The following is a 24297-nucleotide window of genomic DNA, read 5'->3' on the forward strand; positions in this document are numbered from 1 at the left end:
ATCTATTCGGCTTCCTTATGCTGTTTCTCCCACTCCAGCAGTCGGACTTTACGCTCCAGCCCCCAATGGTAACCGCCGAGAGCTCCGTCCGTACGCAGCACCCGGTGACAGGGAATCAATACCGAAACCGGATTCTCGCCGATGGCGGAGCCTACTGCCCGGAAAGCCTTGGGAGTTTGCAGCGCGGCGGCAATGTCCTTGTAGGTGGTTGTTTCGCCGAACGGGATATTCAACAGCTCTTTCCACACGCGCAACTGAAATTCGGTTCCCTTCAAATGCAAAGGTACCGTTTCCACGTTTTCCTCATCCGCGGATAAAGCGGCCAATGCCTTGCGCTGGTACTCGTCCGTACGTTCCTCAAAGTGAGCTCCGGGAAACCTGCTGACCATTTCAATCAATGAAACATCTCTGTTTCCGGTTACAAATGCCATATAGCATACACCTTTGGGCGTAGATGCAACCAACATTTCTCCCAGAAATGTCTCTGCAAAAGAATATTCCACGGTCACTCCCGGGAGTTTATGGGCATATCCGCCATCGGCCAACTGTTCGATTGTCACGAACTTTTCATTTAATAAGTGACGTTTCATTATAAACTTGATATTAATAACATAATGTTTAATACTGTCACAATAGCAGCAATCGTATAGAGCACGAACGTACTCCATTTGCTGTTTACATATTGTCCCATTACTTTACGGGACGAGGTAAGGCTCACTTGCAGGAACACGGTAAACGGCAACTGGACACTCAATATCATCTGTGAAATCAGCAGCCCTTTGAACGGGTCTCCGATAAAGCAAATCAATAGCAATGCGATGCCCAAGGAAAGAATTACTCCCACCTGCGAATGGCTGTCCTTAATGTGATACGACTCGCCGAATATACCGGCAAAAATAGAGCCTGCCGCCATACCGCTCGTAATAGTCGAAGAGATACCCGCCATCAGCAATGCCAGCGCAAACACCACGCCGGCGCTGCTTCCCAACAGCGGGTCCAACAGTGATTTTGCCTGTTGCAATTCTTCCACCTGAATCCCGCTCTTAAAGAAAGTGGCGGCTGCCAGCAATATCATCGCGCTGTTAATGGCCCATCCCACAATCATGGAAAACAGCGTGTCGAACAGTTCATACTTCAATACCTTACGGATGGAAGCATCGTCCTGCTTGTTGTACTCATGGCTCTGTATCACTTCCGAATGGAGAAACAGATTATGAGGCATCACCACAGCGCCGAGCACACTCATGATAATAAGCATGCTTCCTTCGGGAAACGAAGGGGTCACCCAGCCTTGCGCGGCCACAGGCCAATCAATCCTGACAAGGAAAAGTTCGTAGATGAACGAAAGCCCTATAACGGACACGAACGCGATGATAGCCCTTTCAATCTTCTTATAGGAATTGGTGAAAAGCATTACCGATACAAAAACCGTAGTCAGTACCGAGCCCCATATAATCGGAATATCCAGCAACATTTGCAGCGCAATGGCTCCGCCTAATATTTCGGCCAGCGAAGTAGATATGGATGCCAGCACAGCCGTCCCCAATATGGGGCGCGACACCCATTTGGGAGTGTATTGCGTGGCAGCTTCCGACAAGCACAATCCGGTTACGATGCCCAAGTGCGCCACATTATGCTGCAAAATTATCAGCATAACGGTGGAAAGCGTCACTACCCACAACAACGAATAGCCGAATTCAGAACCCGCCGCAAAGTTCGACGCCCAGTTTCCCGGGTCGATAAAACCGACCGTAACCAATAGCCCCGGACCGATATATTTGAATACATCCAAACCACCCAGATAGCGTTTGTGGTCTTTCCGTTGTAAATCTTTAAAAATATTCTTCATTGTGTTGTTCTTATTTTGAGGGTGTAAAAGTACTCAAATAAAAAAAACAAATACACTATAACTTGGTTCAAAAGCAAAAAGGACGTGCCAAAACGAATTTCAGCTATCACAGTTTTGCACACTCTCTTCTTCACTCCGTTCAGACTATACATCAATGTAAAAATCAGAAGATGTTTTGAGCGAAGCTAATGACAAAACAATACCTGAAATTCGTTTTGACACACCCTCTTTTAAAATTCCCCCTTTTTAAATCAGAGCAGGGTTAATATCCCATTTCGTGCAATGCTTTACACAACTGGTCCGGACAAGAAGTCGGACGTCCGCCGCAGCGGATACCTTCCAGACGGGAAATCACCTCTTTTACCTGCATCCCGGCAACCAAACGGGACAAGCCTTGCAAATTGCCGTTACAGCCACCCCAGAACGCGATGTCCTTTACGATTCCGTCTTCTACCTCAAGCTCGATATTGCTACTGCACGTACCTTTCGTCTTGTAAGTATAAGTCATTATTCTTCGCTTTCTTCCGGCTTCATATTGGTATAAACCGTCTGTACGTCGTCAAACTCTTCCAGACGTTCCACCATTTTGTCGATAGTTTCACGATGTTCCGGCTCAACATCCTTCAGGTCATTCGCGATATAGGTAAACTCACCGCCGACATCTTCAAAACCGCCTTCTTCCAAGTGTTTCTGGATAGCCGCATAACTTTTCGGATCACCGTAGATAGTAATTGTGCCTTCTTCTTCATCCTCTTCATAATCTTCGTCAATGTCGAAGTCAATCATATCGAGAATGAATTCTTCCATATCCATGCCGTCTTTCTTCTTGAAAGTGAACACGCATTTATGGTCGAACAGGAAGGCCAATGAGCCCATTGTACCCAGGTTTCCGCCAAACTTGTTGAATACGCTGCGCACATCCGCTACCGTACGGGTAGGATTGTCGGTCAAAGTATCAACAAATACGGCTACGCCATGAGGACCGTATCCTTCATAAGTCATACTCTTGTAGTCGCTCTGGTCTTTACCCATCGCATTTTTGATAGCACGTTCAATGTTATCCTTCGGCATGTTTTCACGCTTGCAAGTAGCGATAACGGAACGCAATGTCGGATTGTTTTCCGGTTCGGGTCCGCCGGCTTTCACTGCAATAACAATTTGTTTACCCAGTCTTGTAAAGGTCTTAGCCATGTGACCCCATCTTTTCAATTTGGCAGCTTTTCTATATTCAAACGCTCTTCCCATTGGAACTAAATATTTATGAGTTATAAGTTATGAATTATATGAGAATGTGAAAAACAGACTTAATTTATTTTAGGCACGGATTTCACGGAATCACACGGATTTTCATGTATGTTTTCCGTAAAATCCGTGCCTAAAAAAGTTTTACACATCTTTATTCCCTTTTTTAACGAAGTTTCGCCCCCAGCTTGTCTTCCAGATTTCTCACCAGTTTGGACATGATTTTATCAATCATTTTATCGTTCAACGTCTGGTTTTCGTCCTGCAACAAGAAACTTACGGCGTAGGATTTCTTTCCGGCTTCCAGATTCTTGCCTTCATAGACATCAAAGAGAGACACTTCCTTCAACAATTTCTTCTCTGTTTCATAGGCAATCTTCTCGATTTCCGCAAACTGCACCTTCTTGTCGAGCAGCAGGGCGAGATCGCGTTTCACAGCCGGGAATTTGGAAATCTCGGTATAGTTTACTTTCACGTTTTTGACGGCTTTCATCAGCTCTTTCCAATTCAGGTCGGCATAATACACCTCGTTGTCGATGTCAAACGCTTTCAGGAGCTTTCTTGTCACCACACCGAAAGTAGCCAGACGCTTACCGCCTCTTGTCTGTACGGACAAGGCCGCAGCATAAATGTCGTCCGTAAGATTGCCGACTACCAAATCGTGCATCTGCAATCCGAGACGGGCGAATATATTTTCAACATACGCCTTCAGTTCGTATACGGAGCTATCCTCGTCTTGGTGCGCCCATGAATTGGAAACTCTCTTGCCGGTAACCCACAAGCCCAGATGATAATCTTCCGAATAAGGAGCAAGCGCCTTTTCAGGATTGCGCTTCTCTTCGTTGAAGTAATAGCAATTACCGAATTCAAAGAATCTCAAATCGGCGTTCTTGCGGTTGGCATTGTGAGAGATGCTCTCCAGTCCGCCAAAGAGCAAAGACTGGCGCATGGCGTTCAAGTCCGCGCTAAGCGGGTTCATCAGCATTACGAGGTTTTTAGCGGGATAAGATTCCAATCCGTCATAATATGCGGCGCGTGTCAGCGAGTTATTCAAAATCTCATTGAAACCGCAGCCTACCAATTGCTCGGCAATCAGATTCTGCAATCTGTTGGACTTATCCCATTCGCCTTTCGTTGTCAGGCTGGACTTCAAAGCCGTAGGAATCTCCACATTATTATATCCGTAAATACGGAGAATATCTTCTATTACATCGCAGTCGCGCTGTACATCCACACGGTAAGGCGGAACGTCCAGCGTCAGTCCCTCGGCCGTTTCACCGACAATCTTCATTTCCAGACTTGTCACGATACTCTTTATGGTTTCTACCGGAATAACCTTGCCAATCAGCGAATGTACCTTCTCATAAGAAAGTTCCACTCTGAAATCTTGGGCGGGAGCGGCGCATACATCCTTTATATCGGAAGATATGGTACCGCCGGCAAGTTCCTTCACCATCAATGCCGCCAGTTTCAGGCAGTAAAGGGTGGCGTTCGGGTCGATACCTCTTTCAAAGCGGAAAGAAGCATCCGTATTCAAGCCATGACGACGGGCGGTCTTGCGCACCCAAGTAGGATGAAAATAAGCGCTTTCGAGGAATACATCTTTCGTAGTTTCCGTAGAACCGGAATCCAATCCGCCGAATACTCCGGCAATACACATAGCCTCTTCCCGGTTGCAAATCATCAAGTCGCGTTCGCTCAATTTGCGTTCCACACCGTCCAAAGTGACAAAGAGAGTGCCTTCGGGCATAGTCTTTACAATCACCTCGCCGCCTTTAATCTTGTCGGCATCGAAGCAATGAAGCGGCTGACCGAACGCATGAACGATGTAGTTCGTAATGTCCACCACATTGTTAATAGGACGTAGGCCGATGATACGGAGCTTGTTTTGCAACCATTCCGGGCTCTCCTTTACGGTTACGCCTTTTACGGTTACTCCGGCATAACGCGGACAAGCCTCGCCGTTTTCCACCGTAACCTTGATGTCCAAGTCGTGGTTCTCAACGGCAAAAGCGTCCACAGACGGCTTCTTCAAAGAAGCCGGCAGGCCGTTCTGTACCAGATAAGCGTACAAATCGCGAGCCACGCCGTAGTGTGAGCACGCATCAGCGCGGTTGGGAGTAATATCCACTTCCAGCACGTAATCGCTCTTGATGTTATAATAATCCTTGGCAAGCGTACCCGGCACAGCCGTTTCCGGCAATACGATGATACCCGCATGGTCTGTTCCGATACCTATTTCATCTTCCGCGCAAATCATACCGTTGGACTCTACGCCGCGGAGCTTTGATTTCTTGATTGTAAAACATTCATCACCATCGTAAAGTTTCGCGCCCAAAGTAGCTACTACCACTTTCTGTCCGGCAGCCACGTTAGGCGCACCGCATACAATCTGCACAGGCTCGACCTGTCCCAGATTTACGGTAGTGATGTGCATGTGGTCTGAATTAGGATGAGCTTCGCATGTCAGCACTTCTCCGATGACCAGACCTTCCAGTCCGCCTTTAATGGTTTGCACCTCTTCTACGCTTCCTGTTTCCAATCCAATGGAAGTCAGCGCAGCGGCGACTTCATCCGGTGTCAAATCGAAATCGACATACTCTTTCAACCAATTATAAGAGATATTCATATCATTATTTTTTTATTGTTTCCAAAAGTGACCCGCAAAGTTAATAAGATTTTTTGGTTGGCAGGGAATTATCAGAGAAGAAAATAAAACAAAAACAGCCGGAACCGCTAAACAAAGCAATTCCGGCTGCGCCTAAAACAAAATAACCGCTGTTACCTGTCGTTTATCAAGCCTCTTTTTCTGCAAATGGCGATGGGCGCTCCAAGCTCTTCCCGCTCCGCCACCTCGATATATCCGTCTTGTTCCAGCTCAAACAGTGCGGGATATACCCGCAACTTGTCGGCGCCGGAATTGCAGATAATATCATCCACAGCCACCATCCCATCCGAGGCGTCTATATAATCTCTGATTTTTTGCGTGTCAAGTGCTTTGTAATCCATAGTCATAAATTTATCCTTTCATTTTTTACTGTAATGATACGATTTAAAGTTTATCCGCTATGCTGTGCAGCCGTCTCCGTAGCAACATATCATTCTGCTACATGAACTGAAACGATTTTTTCACTTTATCTTATTATTATCTATAAATAATAACATCATTTCTCCTATATTTTCAGTCACCCGAATGCGAATATAATGCTTCATATTGCTGTGCAATTACTTTCCAACGATAACGTCTATACGCGATTTCCACCATATTTTCAGCATTTATCTTAAAAGTCGGGTATGGTTTCTGCAAAAGAGTTTCCAGCATCTCTGCAGAAGAGAAATAATCAGCTTTTTGCTCTGTTGTCTCCCTATTATATATCACATCAAAAGCCAATATCGGCTTACCAAAAAACATAGCTTCTACCAACGAAGGATTCGTACCTCCTGCACTATGTCCATGTATATAAAAAGAGCAATGGCCCCTCAATACATTTAAAGTCTTTACATCATATATAGGAGACAATAAATGGATATTCCCGTACTTGGCATATTTTTCTAACAACGATTTTCCATACGGACTTCTATTCCAATTTCCAACGAAAAACAATTTTTTACCAGAAGCTTTAAAAGCTTCCAATATAACATGCACATTGTTTTCCGGCTCTATCCGACATAAAGAAAAAGAGTAACTAATATTTTTCAGTCCGTATTTTTCTAATATTTCTTCCTCTACATCCGTAATATCACACAACACATGGTCTCCACCATAGGCTATCAGTTCCGTTTCTGTTCTATATTCCTTTTTCACATAATCCTGAATACCCTTATTATCAGCTACCACCACATCTGCATGCTTCACCGCCATCTTTTCCGAAAATTTCAAGAAAGCTTTGGCATATTTTCCCCATTTTTCACGACGATGTTCCAAACCATCGATATTGATTATCAAACGCTTTTTAGAAAACAAACGGTATATTGGAAGAAAGCAACACCCGGAGACACCCAGTATCAAAACCACATCGCTTTTCTTTGTAGCCTTTATCAAAGAGATGATATCGTATAGGATACTTTGACTTCCATTGGCATCTAACGGAACGTATTTCAAATCTGCGTTTTTATAAACTGATTGTCGGTGAGGGTAGCCTTTGGCACTGCAATAAACCGTATAGTGTATATCGTCTAAAGAATTATATCCTATGATATTCTCTACCAAAGACTCAAAACCACCATAGTTAGCGGGTACTCCTACCGTGCCTATAATTGAAACTTCCTTCATTATATGTTATATACGTGTAAATATATAGTACAATTTCCAATATGCAAACTTCAGATAATTTACCCTGAAAGGTAAAGCTGCAAAAAAATCATGATACACCCGAAACCAACTCATCACATGCCTCAGTCTATTATAGATATATTTCTTTCCTGACAAAGTGGAGCCTATGGAATTATTACCGTGCTGCCTATACTTAATCGTAGGCACATTCAAACACGCCACTTTACCATATTTCGCCGTTAATACAATTATCCAAAAATCATGAATTACTGTTTTAGGTATCGGCAGAGTATAATCCAAAACCCATTTGTTCATTAACATTGTACAGCCAGGAGCTACACTGACAGCCATTGCTTTATACAAGTCGTTCACAACATCAAAAGGCATACGTGCCGCTTTGAAAAAAGAATCATTTACAATATTCAGATTCTCATCTACCACGTATAAATCCGTAAATACAGTACAAGGAGCTTTCTCTCCCGATGAACTCTCCAACTCGTACATACGCTTCAACGAAATTTCTATTTTCTGCTCGCACCAATAATCATCCTGATCGCAGAACATAAAGTAGTCTGCTTTGGAATTCCGCATTAAAGTTTCGAACGAAAGAGTAGAGCCCAAATTACCCAAACTATCATTAAGGATATGTATAGGTAAGGAATTTGTATCTCTATACTTCTTAATGATATCCAAAGTTCGGTCTGTAGAACCATCATCCCTGACAATCACATTAAAATCTTTATAAGTCTGATTGTTTAATGATTCCAGCAGCTCTTCAACATACTTCTCCCCATTATAGGTTGAAAGCAATATATCAATCATATTATAGTTATCGTTTTCATCGCCGCATATCCGTACAAAACAGTAACGCCAAATGATATGAATAATAATAAATACCCTCTCTTCACCGTACAATAATCTTTATTATATGCCATATTCACCATAAGAATTACATAAACTACAGAATAAAATTCTGCAAAACGGACTGAAATTACAGGTAACTGGAGAGGGAGCAAGTAGTAATAACAACACAAGCCAAAAGAAAATATCTTGTACAGTGTAAAATTTAAAGAATCCTCTTTTTTTATCAATGTTGATACCAAAAGAAAAAGAAACAATAATGTTGCATATTTTAAATTCCAAGGTGACATAAAGTCCGACTCTCCACCGGATTTATTCAGTCCTATCAAATCTTGCAGTAAATAAACATATTTGGTAAGATTCGATGCAAACTCTACAAAAAAAATGGAAAAAACAACTCCTGTCAGTGTCACCACTACACAAAACTTTATTGAGCGGGCCATACGTGTATATATCCAGCAAAAGAGCATTATCATTGCCGAATAATGAAATAAAGTAGCTATCAACATTTTTATGAAGAAACAGAACGACCTGTTTTCATTGATATCTTTGATGCTGCATAAAAAGATACCGATAGCTACTGCCGCCCTTATCTGAGTATATTCGTGGACAAAAAAGAAAGATAAGAAATAGAGAAATAATACTACATTCCAATGGGAAGATAATGACCTGAAAGCACGTATTTTAAGAGATAATGCAGTTATAACCGATATAAAATATATAGGTGCTACATGACCATCAAACAAGTAATCATTCAAGTATCTCAAAAAGCGATAAGCAGGTTCTATAGAATCTCGCTTAAATCCTTCATGAGTAAAAAGTTCTCTATATCCATTATAGTCCGCACCTATTCCCAATAAACGACCGGCACTGATAACTCCAGCTATAAAAAGCAAAAGAAAAATAAGATAATATTCTCTTATTTTCTTAGCCTTAATATAAGATGCATTTGGGGCTACAAACATTTTTATAACGGTGAGAACAGAATTTGTGGAATATTATTTTCAGCACTCAAGCGCAGAACTGCTGCTGCAACTTCTTCATTTTTATCACTCTTTTTTGCAGACAAGCCGTTCAGGTCTTCATTGTATGATATATATTCATATCCCATTTTAACACTATCGCCAATATTGATGGTTTTTACGATGGGAATCAAACCATACGACAAATACTCTATCAACTTAGTGGGTGCGGCTACTCTGTTAAGAACGATATCATCGCGCAATATAAAACCATAATGGGCTATCGAATAATATAAGTTTAAATCTTTTGGTAATACACTTTTTACTACGACAGAATCTGAATTTGGTAATTTAGAAACAATTTCATTTGCTCTTTCCTCTTCTTGGGTCATTATAATAAACCTGTAGTTCGGATTATTCATAGCCCTGATGCACTGTATCATTAATTCAAAGTTTTGCCATTTCTGAAGATTTCCCGAGTACACAAACACAACGTTCGAATCATTTATATTCAAAGACTTCTTCAAAGAATCAACATCATCAGTTTTCGACTCAGATATACTATTGATGGGATAAATCGGTTTAACAACACATTTTATTCTTTCATTCAACTTCCGTTTCTTTCTATAATAATCCACCATTGCATAGCTGACAGCGATCAAGTTCGTAACATGTTTATACGCTACTCTTTCGACCTCATTATAAAATAGAGACTTGAGTTTTTCACCATAAAACTCAAGTTCTTCCGGTACAGAGCCATGTAAATCCAATGTTATGTTTTTTCCTTTCAAAGAAGCTCCTATTAGAAATTTGAAATTGTACAAGGAATGGACATATATATAATCAGCACTTTTTATCATTTTAGAAATAAAGACAAAATGAATAAACCAATTCACGTAAACAATTCTCACATTGCCTATTATTTCTTCAGTCTTACTCTTATGTGAAACTAGGCTTATTGATAAATAAGTGCGATTATAGGCTTCAAACTCTGCATCAATAGCCTTAATTCGTTGAAACATCCCCTCTTTTTGCTTATCTACAGTGGGGTATGCAGCAATAAATAATATATTTTTCGTCATTTTTGTATAAATGCTACAATTCTGCTACATGCATTTCCATCACCATAAGGATTTACCGCCTTACTCATTTCTTCATAATATTCTTGACAGTCCAACAACTTGGAAACTTCATTTACAATTTTATCATAATTAGTGCCTACGAGTTTTACCGTTCCTGCGTCCAAAGCCTCCGGGCGTTCTGTTGTATCACGCATTACAAGCACAGGCTTGCCTAAACCCGGTGCCTCTTCTTGAATACCTCCGCTATCAGTCAGTATAATAGTAGATTTTTCCATTAAATATACAAATGAAAGATACTCCAACGGCTCTATGAAAAAGATATTCCCAAAATCGGATAAACTTTCTCCAAATACTTCATGAATCGGCTTACGGACATTAGGATTTAAATGCATAGGATAAATGAAATCTATATCCCGGTACTTTTCAGTAAGTGCTTTTATGGCCTTACACATCGAAACGAAACCATCACCAAAATTCTCACGGCGGTGCCCTGTTATCAAAACCATTTTTCTGCCATCGGCCAAACGGCTTACATCATAACCTGAATTACTCAAAACCGTTTTCAAGGTAGCAGACAAACTCTCATCGGTCTTAATCTTATCCACGACCATATACAGTGCATCAATTACCGTATTTCCGGTGACCGTTATCGCTTCTTCTCCTATACCTTCAGCCAAAAGATTTTTTTTGCTCAAACCGGTAGGTGCAAAATGATAGGTAGCAATACGCCCGGTTACCTGACGGTTCATTTCTTCAGGCCAAGGACTGTATATATTATGTGTACGCAATCCGGCTTCAATGTGCCCTACAGGTATCTGCTGATAAAAAGCAGCCAATGCAGCAGCTGTAGAAGTCGTAGTATCTCCATGAACTAATACCACATCCGGATGAACTTCTTTTAGTACATCTCGCATACCCAGCAGTACTCTGGAAGTAATATCATACAAATCTTGTCCTTGCTTCATTATATTGAGGTCGTAATCTGGTTTGATATCGAAAAGATGGAGAACCTGGTCGAGCATTTCACGGTGCTGGCCGGTTACACAAACCAATGTTTTAAACTCGTGAGGGGATTTTTGGAACTCTTTCACCAAAGGAGCCATTTTTATTGCCTCAGGACGTGTTCCAAATACAAGCATTATTTTTTTCATTGCTCTATTTTTTCCTTTATAATATTATGATAAGTTGTAAAACACAATAAACGAGAAACTTTCTTCAAATTACTCATATTTATCATTGCAAAATCTTTAGGATGATCTATAAATGTTATTAATTGGAAGGGCGTCTTTTCTATTTTTTGAATCAAAGTTTCAGGAGAAATCTTAGTAAAAGAAAACAGACTTACATGAGAAACCATTTTCCAATAGTCTGATGCTCTATAGTGAGTTCCATCTGAAAAAACTTTAAATCGTTTTTTATAAAACTCTCTATATATCCGATTAAATATTCTATCCCACAAATTATAAGGATGAGTAGTTATCGGAACTTCCCAAAAAGTCCCATTTTCATCATTCTCTTCAATTGTATTCTCAAATTGGTAAACTGCTTTATATGGAAATTTTGTAAAATCAAGATTTGAATAAGAAGTTTCTAATTGTACCCCTAAAGCAACAGAAGAATCTACTAAAATGCCAGCTTTTCTAAAAGCATTTACAAAATTATCAAATGGTTGTATGACCCATCCACCTGCTCTAAAAGCAAAAATTCTATAATCAGGAATAACTTTCTTAGCTATTGAAGTCAAGCAATCCACTCCTTCCTGAAACATACGTTCTACCTCTTTTTTTGAGAAACTTGTAAGTGCATAGTGAGTGAAATCTGAAAAATCCCAAGTTCCATCACCATTATATTTAGCATCTATCCAATGTGAATGAATATGTAATTCTATACGATGCCCTCTACGGACAATATCCATTAATTGTTCCTCTATCGCTTTTAAATCAGCTAAAGTACGTTTACAATTTTCCTTTTCTAAAAATTTAAGCATCAAATAATCTACAAAAAAAGTAGCTTGAGCACCTACCTCATCAAGTACATTAAGCATTATATTAGTAGGTTCAATCAAGGTTTTTTGAACAGTTCCAGACTTATCGCCAAAAAACAGTTCATAATCAAAAGAAAGTATTGCTCGTTTCATTTTGGCAAAAAATCTATTTTAGTTAAATGCAACTCTATATCTTCTTCTTTAGGAAGTGCATTATAATCACCGTATGCTTTAGCTAACCATTCTGTCACTTTATGAGGAGCTTTAAAATCTTTCCCTTCAAACTTAATAGTTTTCAACGGAAAAATGTTTGATATTGGCTGGGTCTGCTTCCAATAACACCCATAAGAATGATTCAGATTGTTCGTTTTAAAAAATCTATCTACTATTCTGCAAGCCCCGAACAGTAATGAAAACGTATAATACAATAACTGATTTAACGCAAATTTCAGGCCATAAGGATCTTTTTTACGCGATAAAATGAATTTGTATAATAACGGTTCCCAAATTATATTAGTACTATGCAACAAAAATAAATGAGAATGTTCCATTGGGAATACATCTATGTATATACCTCTATATTTGTAATTTATATCTTCATTTCCTGTTTCGTATATTCTAGAATTTAAATCCCTAATTTTCAAATATGGATGATAATAATCCGAATCTGTTGAATGGTCCTGCAAAACCATGTCTGCTGGCAATGATTTTATCATTACTTCTCTAAAGCGTTTTAAATCTTTACGCAATATCATTATGTCCAAATCATCATCCCATGGAATGAAACCACCATGTCTATAAGCACCTAACAAAGTCCCAGAAGAAAGCCAATAATCGATATTATTATCATCACAAATTTTAGCTACATTTTCCAGAATATGTAACATTACCATTTGTTGTTTCCTCAAAATAGAGCCTTCAGGATTATATTTATACTTTAATTCCTTGGACATGATTATATCTATCATTTTCACAGTATATTAATTAATAACAAACGATCCGCTTCACAACATAATTTCTAATTACACTCCATGCACTAATTTTTCACAACAAGAACATAAAATCATAATAGTTTCAGTTTTCTTTTAATCGTAGGAGTTTATAATCATAAGAATGTTCGCCCTCTGCTCTAAAGTCTTCGTAATAACGTTGCAAAACATTCTTAAAGACTTCTTCATATTGGGGAATAAACAAATCACACCCCTCTTTCATTCGATAAATAATTTCTTCAGCCAATGGTTCTATTAAAGACAAATTATTCACCCCACCATTAAAACAAGTACCTTTGATTTGCCCTGGGGAAACATTTAATATTCTATTAGTAATACCTTTTTTTTTCAATTCCACATTAACACTTTCTATAAATATCTTCAAAGCAGCCTTACTCGCTCCATAAACACTAAAGAAAGGAGAAGACATGAATCCAGCAATACTGACCATTACCACTGTACGGAATGTAGATATACTATGAATCTTTGAATAAAAATGTTTAATAATACGTAATACTGATATTGTATTTAGGTTTAGCATATTAATAATAGTCTCTTCTGATGTGTCCTCGAAAAGAGATAGTTTACCACATCCTGCTGTAATAACTAAAGTATCAATATCACTAAATTCATCAAACAAAGCATAATCATCAGACAGAAGATCAAACCTTTGGAATGTAATAAAAGGCCTTACATGAACAGAAATTTTATCATAATCAGGTTCTACTTTATCAACTATTAATATTGGCTGTTCTTTCGCTAAGCATATTGCTATAGCCAAACCTATCCCATTACTCCCACCAACAATTAAAGCTCTATTTTTCTGTTTCATTCTAAATAAGTATTATTAGTTCCTTCCCTGTATAGTTCTATCATACCAGCAATCGCTACTGATTCTTTTCGTCCAAAACGGTAACTACTCAGACGATGAGTAAATATCATTGAAAGAAATTCTTGTAATTCATAACGTAGGCCATCACCTTGAAAAGCATAAAAATATTTCTTATTCTGATTTTGATCTTCATATCGTACCTCAAAATAATTAGTGAGCCACCAAGGCGAAGGGACAAGAATATAACCACAGGTCCCGGATATCACAAGATTTCCCTCGGTTTTTACTCCTAAACCAAGTGTCACTGAAGCCGTTGCTTGCCTATACACAATGTTTCCTTTCGTAAATATATCTACACCATCTTGCAATTTTGAATAAAAACGTACCTCCTTAATATCTGTACCCAGCAATTTCACAATAGCCATTAATGGAAATGAAGCTAATTCTGTCATACATCCTCCTGCCTGCAAGGCATCAAGTTCACGAACATTTCCATTAACCAATTTAGACAATGAGGCTTTTACATCTACGATTTCACCTATTATACCACTTTTTACCAAAACAAGTAAATGATTCCAAGCTGGACAATGCGCCGTCTTAGAAGCTTCAAGCAAAACGAGTTTCTTATTCTCGGCCAAAGAATAAAGCAGTTCTGCATCATTCTTTTTCAAGACCATAGGTATCTCACACAATACATGTTTTCCTGCTGTCAGAGCTTTATATATATAATCATAATGTGTAAGATGAGGAGAAGCAATATAGACTGCATCTAATTCTTGAAAAAAAGATAAGAGATTATCTGTAGCTTTTTCTATAGAATACCGAGAAGCAAAAGCTATCGCCTCATCATAAAATGGGTTATAAACAGCCACAATTCTTGCTCCGCCCACATTTGAAGCTTCCGGTACAAAACGTTGGGCAATACGTCCAGTACCTATAATCCCAATCTTTATTTCTTCCTGAAATTCTTCACGTAATTGAGTACTACTTATACCTTCGGTACGTGGTAAATATACTACTTGACAAAATTCTCTCAAATAATCAAAATGTCCTTCCCAATCTGAACCTATGGCAAAAATGTCTACACCAAAACGCTGAATATCATCGATTTTTTGGCCAACATAATCCTCAATCACGATCTCATCAGCATAACCAGTACGACGTACAGCTTCTATGCGCTCCAACACATTGTTATGTACATTAAGCTTTCCACGTTCCTTGTCAAAGTTGTCACTTGTAACACCTACTATTAGGTAATCTCCCAATGCTTTGGCACGTTGTAACAAATTAATATGACCTTGATGCAATAAATCATAAGTTCCGTATGTAATAACTTTTCTCATTGCTTGTAACTTCTATTCCCATACACTAATGAACAATATCTTCTCTTCTATAGCTTAAGTGTGTTTGCCACATTCCATAACGCAATCATAAATTATCTTTGCCTGTTGCACATTATCATATTGTACTTTAAAAACATCTGAAATATTCTTTAAATGTTCTTTGGTCGGGTAATTCTCCAATACTTCCATTATTTTATTTTTCAAGGCAGTAAAATCTAAAGCCGGTTCATAATAATTTACCAATCCCATAGTCGTTTCGGGCAGAGCAGTCTCTCTGGTGCAAATAACTGGAGTTTCACAAATAGCAGCTTCAATAGGAGTATAACCAAAACCTTCATGTAGAGAAGGAGATACAAGAATAGAAGCAGACTGATATAAGCAGACTATATCTTCATCGGAAACATAATTAGAGTAATGAATAACACGGCTTTCTATGCCAGCTTTCTTTATCATCGGTAGCACAACATTTTCCCAATACGGAGTACTCTTCCCTACTATCACAAGCCTATGAGAAATCATGTCTTTCAATTCTATAAAGGCTTTAACTAATGTCACTAAATTTTTATATTCGCATAAAGCACTGACATAAAGTAAATACTTATAATTGATTTTCAAACTTACAGAAAGAGATAAAGGCGGTAAAACTATACCATTACGTATTACTATTACTTTATCCGATGAAACGAAGTGATATGTTTTTAATATATCTTGTTTTACATAATCCGTTATAGCTATTATCTTATCTGACACTTTCAATATCAAAGGAGTAAAAAGAGTATATACCCACTTTCTCAAACCCTTCAAAGTTCTAAATCCTTGAATATCATGTATCACTTGAACTCTACAGATCTTCACTTTCCAACAAGAGGTTAAAAGTGAACCCGGAGAAAATAATACATTACAACCCGAAGTATTTACAGCTTTCCGCCACAATAATCCATTCAAAAGCCATCTTATTCGAAATATTTTTTGTAGACTATTACGATAGGAATATTGTTTCAAAAGAATATATTTCCACTCCGGAAATTCCTTTTTGGCCCATGCCTCCATCTCCTCCTTAATCAGCAATATTATATCAACATTCGAGGAGTTATATTCTCTCCAAACAGATAATACGCGAAAGGCATACACTCCATAGCTATGCCCTTTTTCACAACATGTTAAATCTACCAATATTTTCATAATCTACCATTTTTACATATAAGACTTAATATTCTGCTCATACTTTGCCGCATTGAAAGATTAATACCACACATGATAAACAAGAATAATACACTGAAAGTCACCACAGACATAATAGTATATACGATTGACTGTTGATAATTATTCTCAGGGTTTGCCGCTATGAAAGAAAACAAAAAGCAACAAATGCATACGGTTACCACTCCAGAAACAAAACATTTAAAATAAAGCTTCCAGTAATGAAGAACCGAAATTTTAAATCCCCAGCCAAATAGAAAGTATGGTTTCCACAAAAAAATAATCAGTAATAAACTCAGTAATACACCTACCAAAATACCTGGTAGTCCCCACAAATAACCAAACCAAATAGAACAACCTATATTTATACATGCCTCTACCATTGTCGCCCATACATCCTGAAAAAGCCCATAAGCATTGTTGAACGAATCAATTATATTACGTACTAAATCTACAAAAAGAATAGCAGTAATCAATAATAAAGTTGTATGGTTCAATATATATTCTTCCCCAATCCAAAAAGAAATAAAAGGGCTGACCAGCATATAATAACCATAACATACTACTGCTACAATATAGAAACGAAGAGAAAAAAGTTCATTGAAAACAGAAACTATATGTTCTTTATTATTTTCAGCTACTAAATTACCAATACCTGCATTAATACTATTGAAAATAGCACTTACTAACATTTGAAGTCCAGTAGCAACTAACATATAATTACCATAAATAGCTACCAAAGAAAGAGAAGCGTATGCATAAATAATAATGGAACTGGACTGAGTAAAGGCAAATCCACCTATTTTATGAAAGAAAATTTGCTTTGTTTTCCTAATAATCTCCGTATGTTTATTGCGGAGTTGCCCGCCCAAACGAGGCTGCGGATGCAACCAAGAGTATTCCCGCCGTAACACATGATTTATAATAACCGTAGTTACTATAGCCATTACAAACTCAAGTACCAACCAATACACATAACCATCCGCCAAATAAGTTATTGCTGCTATTTGAACAAGCACTTTTATAACCTTGATACCCTGAATATTCAGCGTTATCTTATACTCTTTTTGATCGGCAGTCAGCACTATCTGTTTATAATTAAAAATATATCCAAGCAAAGCACTGAACAAGAGGACGGAAAAAGAGGCATATGTATACCACAAAGGAACTTTCGCTTTCTCAAAAATAAATGGAAAGAAACACATCAGCACACAAGCTGCTATAATTACCACAACAGCCACTCGTCGATATAGCCATCCCTGCACAGAAACAATTTCATTTATTACCTTAACATCTCTCTGAAAAAGAGGTTTATAGAGAGCGTACGAAATGGCACTACCAATACCTAACTCTGCCAAGTTTAAAAAACCCAACAGGTTCTGTGCAGTAGTGTTCAATCCGAGCACCTCCGCTCCCAAATAGTCAAGAAAGACCTTACGGGAGAAGAACTGCAGAACTAAATTAATGAAATAAAAGATAAGGGCCACCTTAGCATTTTTGATGCTCTTGGCAGTCCGGGAAGATTCAGACACGGATAAACTTCGATATTAATTTTACAGATGCTTAATTTTTAGCAGATGCAAAACAATTTATTAATGTTTCATCATAGTAGCATGAATCGCCACTATATAGAGGGTCGTTTTTGTAAAACGATAAATAATACGATATTTGGGATGAGACAGAAAACTGTAATATTTTGTTGTTGCTGTGCTACGATTGTGTTCCAAAGTGCCGATACCCGGGAAACGAGATAAGGTACTGACTGTATTCCGAATGTCATCTGTAAACTTTTGAGCCGCCTTTCTGCCCATTGTACACTCGTACCAATGGGTAACTTCCTGCATAAAGTTCAAAGCGTCATTCCGGACAATAACCTTTAATGTCCCCATCTCATAAAAAAAGCGTTTACTTCTTCTTCAGAAGCATTACCGCTGGCTTCCGAATGGCGAATTACCTCATCAAGTTCTTCTTCCGTAAAGCAGCAAGGCATTTCATCCTCATAAAGGAGTTCCAGACATTGCTGCAATTTCTCTTCATCTGTTGTAGCATCAATAGAGGCTATAATCCTGTTCTTCAAGCCTTGAAGGTAAGGATTGTTATATGCTACTACGGGTTCGGATACTTTTGTTTTCATGACGATATGCCTTTGTTTATGTTACACAAAGAACGGGATTTAATTCGTAACAAACAAATGTTTTACTTTTTATCTCTCAAATAATCCCACCACAGATTCAGCCCTATCCAAATCACGATATCAGCTATCAGCATCATCGTATTATTTACATAAGGCACCAGTAAAATATTGGCTGCACTAAAAGCACAAGACATGAAAAGCAAGCTCAGCATTGCCTTTCTCGGCGACAATCCTACCGCCAGCAATTTATGGTGGATATGATTCTTATCCGGTTCAAAAGGGCTGTGTCCCTCGCGAATACGGACTAAAACAACACGGACAACATCGAATGCGGGAATTATCATGGTGCTGAAAGCTATGATAAAAGCACCTGCGGTATACGGCATTATATCCGTATTGTGCTGGCTGTACTTTATGGCAAGGAAACTGAGCGTATAGCCTAAAGTAAGACTTCCCGTATCACCCATGAAAATCTTGCGGGCACGCTCCATGCTACCGAATACGTTGTAATAAAAGAACGGTACAAGCACGCCGAAAGTACCTGCGGCAAGCATGGCATAACTCCACAGTCCCTTATTTATAAACAAGAAAGTAAAAATCAATAACGCCACACTGCTTAAACCGGAAGCAAGACCGTCAATCCCGTCTATCAGATTGATGGCATTGGTAATGAATACTATAATCAGAACGGTGAAGGGCATACCGATATAAGCCGATAGCTCGTGTATACCGAACAAGCCGTATAAATCGTTTATCCAAATTCCCGATAAAGGGAAAAGGCAGGCACAGAAGATTTGGATAACAAATTTCTGACGATAACGGACACCGACAAGGTCGTCGGCGATACCCGTCAGATAAAGCAAGGTCATACCGCAGGCAAATAACAATAACTCCGGCAGCAGATAGCTTGCATAGACTGTTGAAACACTGTCACCACCCAACAAACGGAAAGCATAGACAAGACAAAAAGAGAATAAGGTGGTTGGAAAGAAAGATACGCCACCCAGACGGGGTATAGCTCTTTTATGTATCTTACGATTATCCGGAATGTCAAAAAGTTTCTTGCGCAGGGATATCAACAAGATACGGGGTATCAGGATACGGGCGATAAACGCCGATATCAGAAAGGTCAGAATGATAAAAAAGAAGTTCACTATGATAATTGTTGTTTAGTGATTAGCGATTGATAGCTGAAAACTTAAACGCTTAGTGACCGAGAGAGGGGGGAAAGACTGTCAGGCGGAATTAATCTACAATCTCGAAAGGGTATTGATTTTCTTCCATATTCTTTAACTCACCGATGATTTCCGTCTGTTCCGGAGTTAAAGAAGACGTATCCCAAGTGTCAATAATGGAGTGTGCCTCGCTGGCGAGTTTCTCATCATATACTTCCCCATAGCAACAGGTAAGAAGACGAACTTTCAGAAGCGAAGCCGGAAGTTTGTCAAGAACATTCCAGCAACGGTCGAGAAGGTGCTGAATGAATTGCTGCTTTCGGCCATTGTCATAAAAAGTCGCATTCAAGGCCAGAAGAATAGAAAGACAAAGCTCGGCTTCTTCTTCCGGTGTGTTACCTTCCGGAGCGTTGTACAGATTGAGCGCTTGTTCATAAACTTCGCGATTCAGACGGGCGAAGTGGTCGCTGTAAATAGGACTGCCGTCCATACCCAGATTCAGAAGCTCATGGGCAAGGGCATACAAGGATGAAACGTGATCGTTCATTTTATCTAAAATATAGAAGTTATTGAGTTACAAATATTTCAGTTTCTATCTATCGGTTCTATAAGTGAAGAGTGGATAAATGTAGTGGCAACTGCCATGACACCCTCTATATTCACCACTACACGGCGGTCATGGCGCAAACGGACAAATTCGCCGACAGCTCCTTCAAACACTCCGCCTGTAATACGTACTTTGGTACCCTTTACTAATTTCAGTTCTTCCGGTTCCACATAGATAACAGCCTCGTCGTACGTACCTGCAACCAATATGAAACTACGCATCTGCGCATCCGGAATGATAACCGGCTGGCGGGTTTCGCGATTCATGATGTAGCGGACGGGGATATTCAGAGCCGGATTGTTTTTGATTTCATCAATACATGCACGAGTGGAACGGACAAATACCAAATTGTGTATGGCGGGAACGAGTTTGCGGACACGGCGTTCATTCCTGATGATATATTCGTAGTGCATAGGAATGAAATTCTCTATATTTTCCTTGTCGAGATAGTCCTTAAAGACAATTCGCGACTGTACGTTACACGGACAGCATACCAATGTAATTGGCAATCTTTGTTCTGTTGACAAGCGGGGGTGTGCTGCGATTCAGATTTAATTTTTTCCGATAAGCCGGGCATTACAAAGTATGAATTGTAAGAGTTCGAGGGAAATAAAACCTTGTGAAAAGGGTATTCTTTGGGGACACCGGGATAAGATAACTCTTTCCGGTCAATTCATGTAATGCAATTATAGTCAATAGTTTAGTCTGCATCCATATTATCCCAAAGCTCCCCACTATCACAGAAAGAGAACGTTGAAACAGTTATGTGATCAATAAGCTTTCAAAAAGCTGTAAACGAATGATTTAAAAACGAATATGTTTTTTAGACGTTCGTTTGATAAACGCAAAGATATGGCAGTTTTTTGTATTGGCAAAATGTTTGATAGAAATTCTTTGAAGTTTATAGTCAATAGAGTATATAATAGTCTGTATGTCAACAAATAAACCATTATAATAACCTCTGTTAATCTTTACTTATTTCCATATATTTCTACTGGATGCGATTTGCATTTGAAAAGTGTTTATCAAACGAACGTCTAAAAAACACTTTCAGGCATACTCTTCCCCATTCCTTTTTGTATCCACAAAGTAAAAACAAGACAACTCCCACCGAAGTTAACATCATGGGAAATAGTAAGTTAACATCACTATGCACAATAAGTTAACATCATCAGAAGCTATAAGTTAACATCATCAGAAGCTATAAGTTAACATCAGTGCGCCTGTATATTAACATCAAAGAAACAAGGATGCTGTAACTCCGATTGACACCCTCATGATATAAAAGAGAATATATTCTCTATTGCCTATCTCCAAGCATACCTCTCAACTCACGGCAAAGCAGTTCTTTCACCTCATCCATCGGCACTTCCCGTCCCAATTCTTTTTGGAGCGAAGTCACCCCTTTATCTATAAACCCGCAAGGATTGATATAGCTGAAATAGCGTAAATCCGTATTTACATTGAGCGCCAGACCATGCATCGTAACATAATGGCTGCTACGTACACCGATAGCGCAGATTTTACGGGCACGCGGTGAATCTCCATCCAACCATACGCCGGTAGCTTTCTCCACGCGTCCGGCAGTTATCCCGTAAGAAGCGCAAACACGAATTACGGCTTCTTCCAGCAAATGCACATATTCTTTCAAGCCCAAAGAGAACTCTTCCAGATTCAAGATAGGATAACAAACAAGTTGTCCCGGCCCATGATAGGTAATATCACCACCCCGGTCTATATGATACAGCGACGCCCCTATTTTATGCAACTGTTCTTCACTCAGCAACATATTTCCTTCCTTGCCACTGCGTCCCAACGTATATACATGCGGATGCTCACAGAGAACAATATGATTTACATACTCCCCACCTGCTTGTTTGGCTTGTACAAGCGTATCGAAACACTCCGTCTGTCTGTCCCATGCTGCGGCATAGGGAACAGTTTTCCAATCTGATATTTCCAGTCTCATAAAACAAATATACTACTTTTTCTTTATTTCCGCACCATTACCCTCAAATCACCGATTATACCCAATTTAATCACCGGTCATCCATCACCAATCATAATTCATTAACATTCACCCCTAATCACTAACCACTAATCACTAACCACTAATCACTCATTAAATACCCCTTATTCTGCCGCAACCTCTCATTCATTTTCAGCACATTGCCCGGAATAGGAAACACGGTGGTGTATCCACTCTCCTCGCCCGCCAGTTGCGGACGGTCGCTGTACGCACGGGTAAATCGTCCGAAACGCACAAGATCCTGCCGCCGCCATCCTTCCCATGCAAACTCCAATAATCTTTCGTCCAGCAGATTCTCCAATGTTGCCGGACGCGCAACAGCTCCCACTCGGCTGCGTACCTGCGCCAATTCCGCATCCCCGTTTTCCCCGTTGCGAACTTTCGCTTCACTCTTCATCAACAGCACATCCGCATAACGGAACAGAACGATATCGTTCTCCATTAATTTACCGTCCTTGGTTGCGTCCGTATCAATGGCATATTTCTTCATGCGTGCGCCTGCCGTTTTTTCATAAGGCATATCCGATATATCCACCGCCACTTCCCAAGGATGATACTCCAATACGGTTCCATCGTCCAGCCTGATTAACTCCCCTTTCAAATCGTACATCACACCGGCAAAATAACACTTATCAAAACGAGGGTCTACCTCGGCCGTATCGTACCCGAACACACGTAACGCGTCTTTCGTAGCGCTCGACCCGTTCTCGCCGCTCAGCCCGTAAGCTTTGGCATGATTATAGTGCCGCGAACGAAACAGATACTGCATCTGATTGGTATATAAAGTCTTGTTCATCGGAATAGTGAAGATATTCTCTACCGAGGATTCATTATATACGGCGAAATTCGTTTCGTACAGGGGTTCCAGCGCATACCCCATCGCGGTAATCCGGTCACAATAAGTCACTGTCGCCTGCCACGCATTCTGTTGCCGCCCGTCTATGGTAAAGCTTATAGTTCCGCCGTCGGGACGCACACCGTCCGTCCAGTCATTATCCGTATACACTTCCGCGTTAAGAGCCAGCTTGGCAAGCAAGAAATAAGCTACCGGACGGGTGATGCGTCCGTAATAGTCGCCCGGCCGGTTACTGCGGCTTTCCGCCAATAGCGGAGCCGCTTCCTGTAGTTCTTTCACAACAAAATCGAAAACCGTTTTCCGTTCACTCTGCACAATATCGCTCATAGATGCGGAAGAAGAGAGTACGAGCGGCACTCTGCCGAATAAATCCAGCAGATAATAATAGTACATGGCACGCATAGCACGCACCTCAGCCAAATAGGCCGGCAGTTCGGGGTCATCGTGAGTTTCCCCGAACTTTTGGATTTGCTCTACCGACTTATTGCTCAGCATCACCACTTTATACAGATACTCCCACGTAGCCTGAACGGCATCATTGCTCACTCCCCACTTATGCAGATACAATCCCTGCCAGAAGCCGCCGTCGTACCAGTCACCGCCCCGGGTGGGCATGATGGCCTCATCGGTGGTAAACGTATTCAGGTCGTAAACACCCCGTCCCGTACCTTGCAATCCCTGACTGTCGGCATAACCGCCCACGTAGTTATACAGAGACGCCACCGCATTGAGATATACGTCCGACAGCGTACGGTACGCATCCGCATGGTCTGTTCCGTCGCGAGGGTCTTCACGCAAAAAGCCGTTACAGGCAGTAAACAAAGGCAGACAGCACACCGCCGCCAACCAATATACTATACGATACTTCTTCATATCCTT

Annotated in this window: 23 protein-coding genes and 1 pseudogene; all 24 read right to left on the reverse strand. The window is 39.9% G+C overall.

What is annotated here, in order from left to right; genetic code table 11:
* Window positions 1–2: 2 nt before the first annotated feature.
* The gene (locus tag BHV73_RS12605; protein ID WP_087411862.1) at window positions 3–590 is read right to left on the reverse strand and encodes a methylated-DNA--[protein]-cysteine S-methyltransferase; all 588 of its coding nucleotides are present in this window, start codon (window positions 588–590) and stop codon (window positions 3–5) included.
* Entirely contained in the window at window positions 590–1849 is a 1260-nt protein-coding gene (locus tag BHV73_RS12610; RefSeq protein WP_009121146.1) for an Nramp family divalent metal transporter, read from the reverse strand. The genes BHV73_RS12605 and BHV73_RS12610 overlap by 1 nt, the downstream gene beginning before the upstream one ends.
* A 262-nt stretch (window positions 1850–2111) precedes the next feature.
* A complete protein-coding gene (locus BHV73_RS12615) occupies window positions 2112–2357 on the reverse strand; it encodes a TIGR03905 family TSCPD domain-containing protein (RefSeq protein ID WP_009121147.1) in 246 nt (81 codons plus the stop codon).
* Window positions 2357–3094 carry a YebC/PmpR family DNA-binding transcriptional regulator gene (locus BHV73_RS12620; protein ID WP_087411861.1) on the reverse strand — a complete coding sequence of 246 codons (738 nt, stop codon included), beginning with the start codon at window positions 3092–3094 and terminating at the stop codon, window positions 2357–2359. The genes BHV73_RS12615 and BHV73_RS12620 overlap by 1 nt, the downstream gene beginning before the upstream one ends.
* Window positions 3095–3257: 163 nt before the next feature.
* On the reverse strand, window positions 3258–5720 hold the full coding sequence (gene pheT, locus BHV73_RS12625; RefSeq protein WP_087411860.1) for a phenylalanine--tRNA ligase subunit beta: 2463 nt from the start codon (window positions 5718–5720) through the stop codon (window positions 3258–3260).
* A 152-nt stretch (window positions 5721–5872) separates the two neighbouring features.
* Window positions 5873–6106 (reverse strand): hypothetical protein, encoded by a 234-nt coding sequence (locus BHV73_RS12630; RefSeq protein ID WP_195621142.1) that lies wholly within the window; start codon window positions 6104–6106, stop codon window positions 5873–5875.
* A gap of 166 nt (window positions 6107–6272) precedes the next feature.
* Entirely contained in the window at window positions 6273–7364 is a 1092-nt protein-coding gene (locus BHV73_RS12635) for a DUF1972 domain-containing protein (RefSeq protein WP_087411859.1), read from the reverse strand.
* A gap of 6 nt (window positions 7365–7370) precedes the next feature.
* Entirely contained in the window at window positions 7371–8186 is an 816-nt protein-coding gene (locus tag BHV73_RS12640; protein ID WP_022218161.1) for a glycosyltransferase family 2 protein, read from the reverse strand.
* Entirely contained in the window at window positions 8183–9190 is a 1008-nt protein-coding gene (locus BHV73_RS12645) for an EpsG family protein (protein ID WP_087411858.1), read from the reverse strand. Before BHV73_RS12645 ends, BHV73_RS12640 begins: the two co-directional genes overlap by 4 nt.
* 2 nt (window positions 9191–9192) lie before the next feature.
* Entirely contained in the window at window positions 9193–10269 is a 1077-nt protein-coding gene (locus BHV73_RS12650) for a glycosyltransferase (RefSeq protein ID WP_022218159.1), read from the reverse strand.
* Window positions 10266–11420 (reverse strand): non-hydrolyzing UDP-N-acetylglucosamine 2-epimerase, encoded by a 1155-nt coding sequence (wecB, locus tag BHV73_RS12655; protein ID WP_022218158.1) that lies wholly within the window; start codon window positions 11418–11420, stop codon window positions 10266–10268. The genes BHV73_RS12650 and wecB overlap by 4 nt, the downstream gene beginning before the upstream one ends.
* Window positions 11417–12406 carry a polysaccharide deacetylase family protein gene (locus tag BHV73_RS12660; RefSeq protein WP_087411857.1) on the reverse strand — a complete coding sequence of 330 codons (990 nt, stop codon included), beginning with the start codon at window positions 12404–12406 and terminating at the stop codon, window positions 11417–11419. Before BHV73_RS12660 ends, wecB begins: the two co-directional genes overlap by 4 nt.
* On the reverse strand, window positions 12403–13221 hold the full coding sequence (locus BHV73_RS12665) for a LicD family protein (protein ID WP_087411856.1): 819 nt from the start codon (window positions 13219–13221) through the stop codon (window positions 12403–12405). The genes BHV73_RS12660 and BHV73_RS12665 overlap by 4 nt, the downstream gene beginning before the upstream one ends.
* Before the next feature lie 106 nt (window positions 13222–13327).
* Window positions 13328–14074, reverse strand: coding sequence for an SDR family NAD(P)-dependent oxidoreductase (locus BHV73_RS12670; RefSeq protein ID WP_022218155.1), 747 nt, complete (start codon window positions 14072–14074; stop codon window positions 13328–13330).
* A complete protein-coding gene (locus tag BHV73_RS12675) occupies window positions 14071–15417 on the reverse strand; it encodes a Gfo/Idh/MocA family oxidoreductase (RefSeq protein ID WP_022218154.1) in 1347 nt (448 codons plus the stop codon). The genes BHV73_RS12670 and BHV73_RS12675 overlap by 4 nt, the downstream gene beginning before the upstream one ends.
* Before the next feature lie 54 nt (window positions 15418–15471).
* A complete protein-coding gene (locus tag BHV73_RS12680) occupies window positions 15472–16599 on the reverse strand; it encodes a glycosyltransferase family 4 protein (RefSeq protein WP_022218153.1) in 1128 nt (375 codons plus the stop codon).
* Window positions 16596–18149, reverse strand: coding sequence for a lipopolysaccharide biosynthesis protein (locus BHV73_RS12685; RefSeq protein WP_022218152.1), 1554 nt, complete (start codon window positions 18147–18149; stop codon window positions 16596–16598). The genes BHV73_RS12680 and BHV73_RS12685 overlap by 4 nt, the downstream gene beginning before the upstream one ends.
* A gap of 60 nt (window positions 18150–18209) precedes the next feature.
* Window positions 18210–18506 carry a type II toxin-antitoxin system RelE/ParE family toxin gene (locus BHV73_RS12690; RefSeq protein ID WP_087411855.1) on the reverse strand — a complete coding sequence of 99 codons (297 nt, stop codon included), beginning with the start codon at window positions 18504–18506 and terminating at the stop codon, window positions 18210–18212.
* Entirely contained in the window at window positions 18494–18751 is a 258-nt protein-coding gene (locus BHV73_RS12695; protein WP_087411854.1) for a hypothetical protein, read from the reverse strand. The genes BHV73_RS12690 and BHV73_RS12695 overlap by 13 nt, the downstream gene beginning before the upstream one ends.
* Window positions 18752–18813: 62 nt before the next feature.
* A complete protein-coding gene (locus tag BHV73_RS12700; protein ID WP_286738483.1) occupies window positions 18814–19905 on the reverse strand; it encodes an MraY family glycosyltransferase in 1092 nt (363 codons plus the stop codon).
* A gap of 91 nt (window positions 19906–19996) precedes the next feature.
* Window positions 19997–20473, reverse strand: coding sequence for a UpxZ family transcription anti-terminator antagonist (locus BHV73_RS12705; RefSeq protein ID WP_087411853.1), 477 nt, complete (start codon window positions 20471–20473; stop codon window positions 19997–19999).
* Between the two features lie 38 nt (window positions 20474–20511).
* Window positions 20512–21110, reverse strand: a pseudogene (locus BHV73_RS12710) (UpxY family transcription antiterminator).
* Window positions 21111–21833: 723 nt separating this feature from the next.
* Window positions 21834–22502: a lipoyl(octanoyl) transferase LipB gene (gene lipB, locus BHV73_RS12715; protein WP_009121172.1), complete on the reverse strand. Its 669-nt coding sequence runs from the start codon at window positions 22500–22502 to the stop codon at window positions 21834–21836.
* Between the two features lie 142 nt (window positions 22503–22644).
* Window positions 22645–24291, reverse strand: a complete 1647-nt coding sequence (locus BHV73_RS12720) for a RagB/SusD family nutrient uptake outer membrane protein (protein WP_087411852.1) — start codon at window positions 24289–24291, stop codon at window positions 22645–22647.
* Window positions 24292–24297 lie beyond the last annotated feature (6 nt).

Origin of the sequence: Bacteroides sp. 44_46 (assembly GCF_001915465.1) — a bacterium.
Classification (GTDB): Bacteria; Bacteroidota; Bacteroidia; order Bacteroidales; family Bacteroidaceae; genus Bacteroides; species Bacteroides clarus.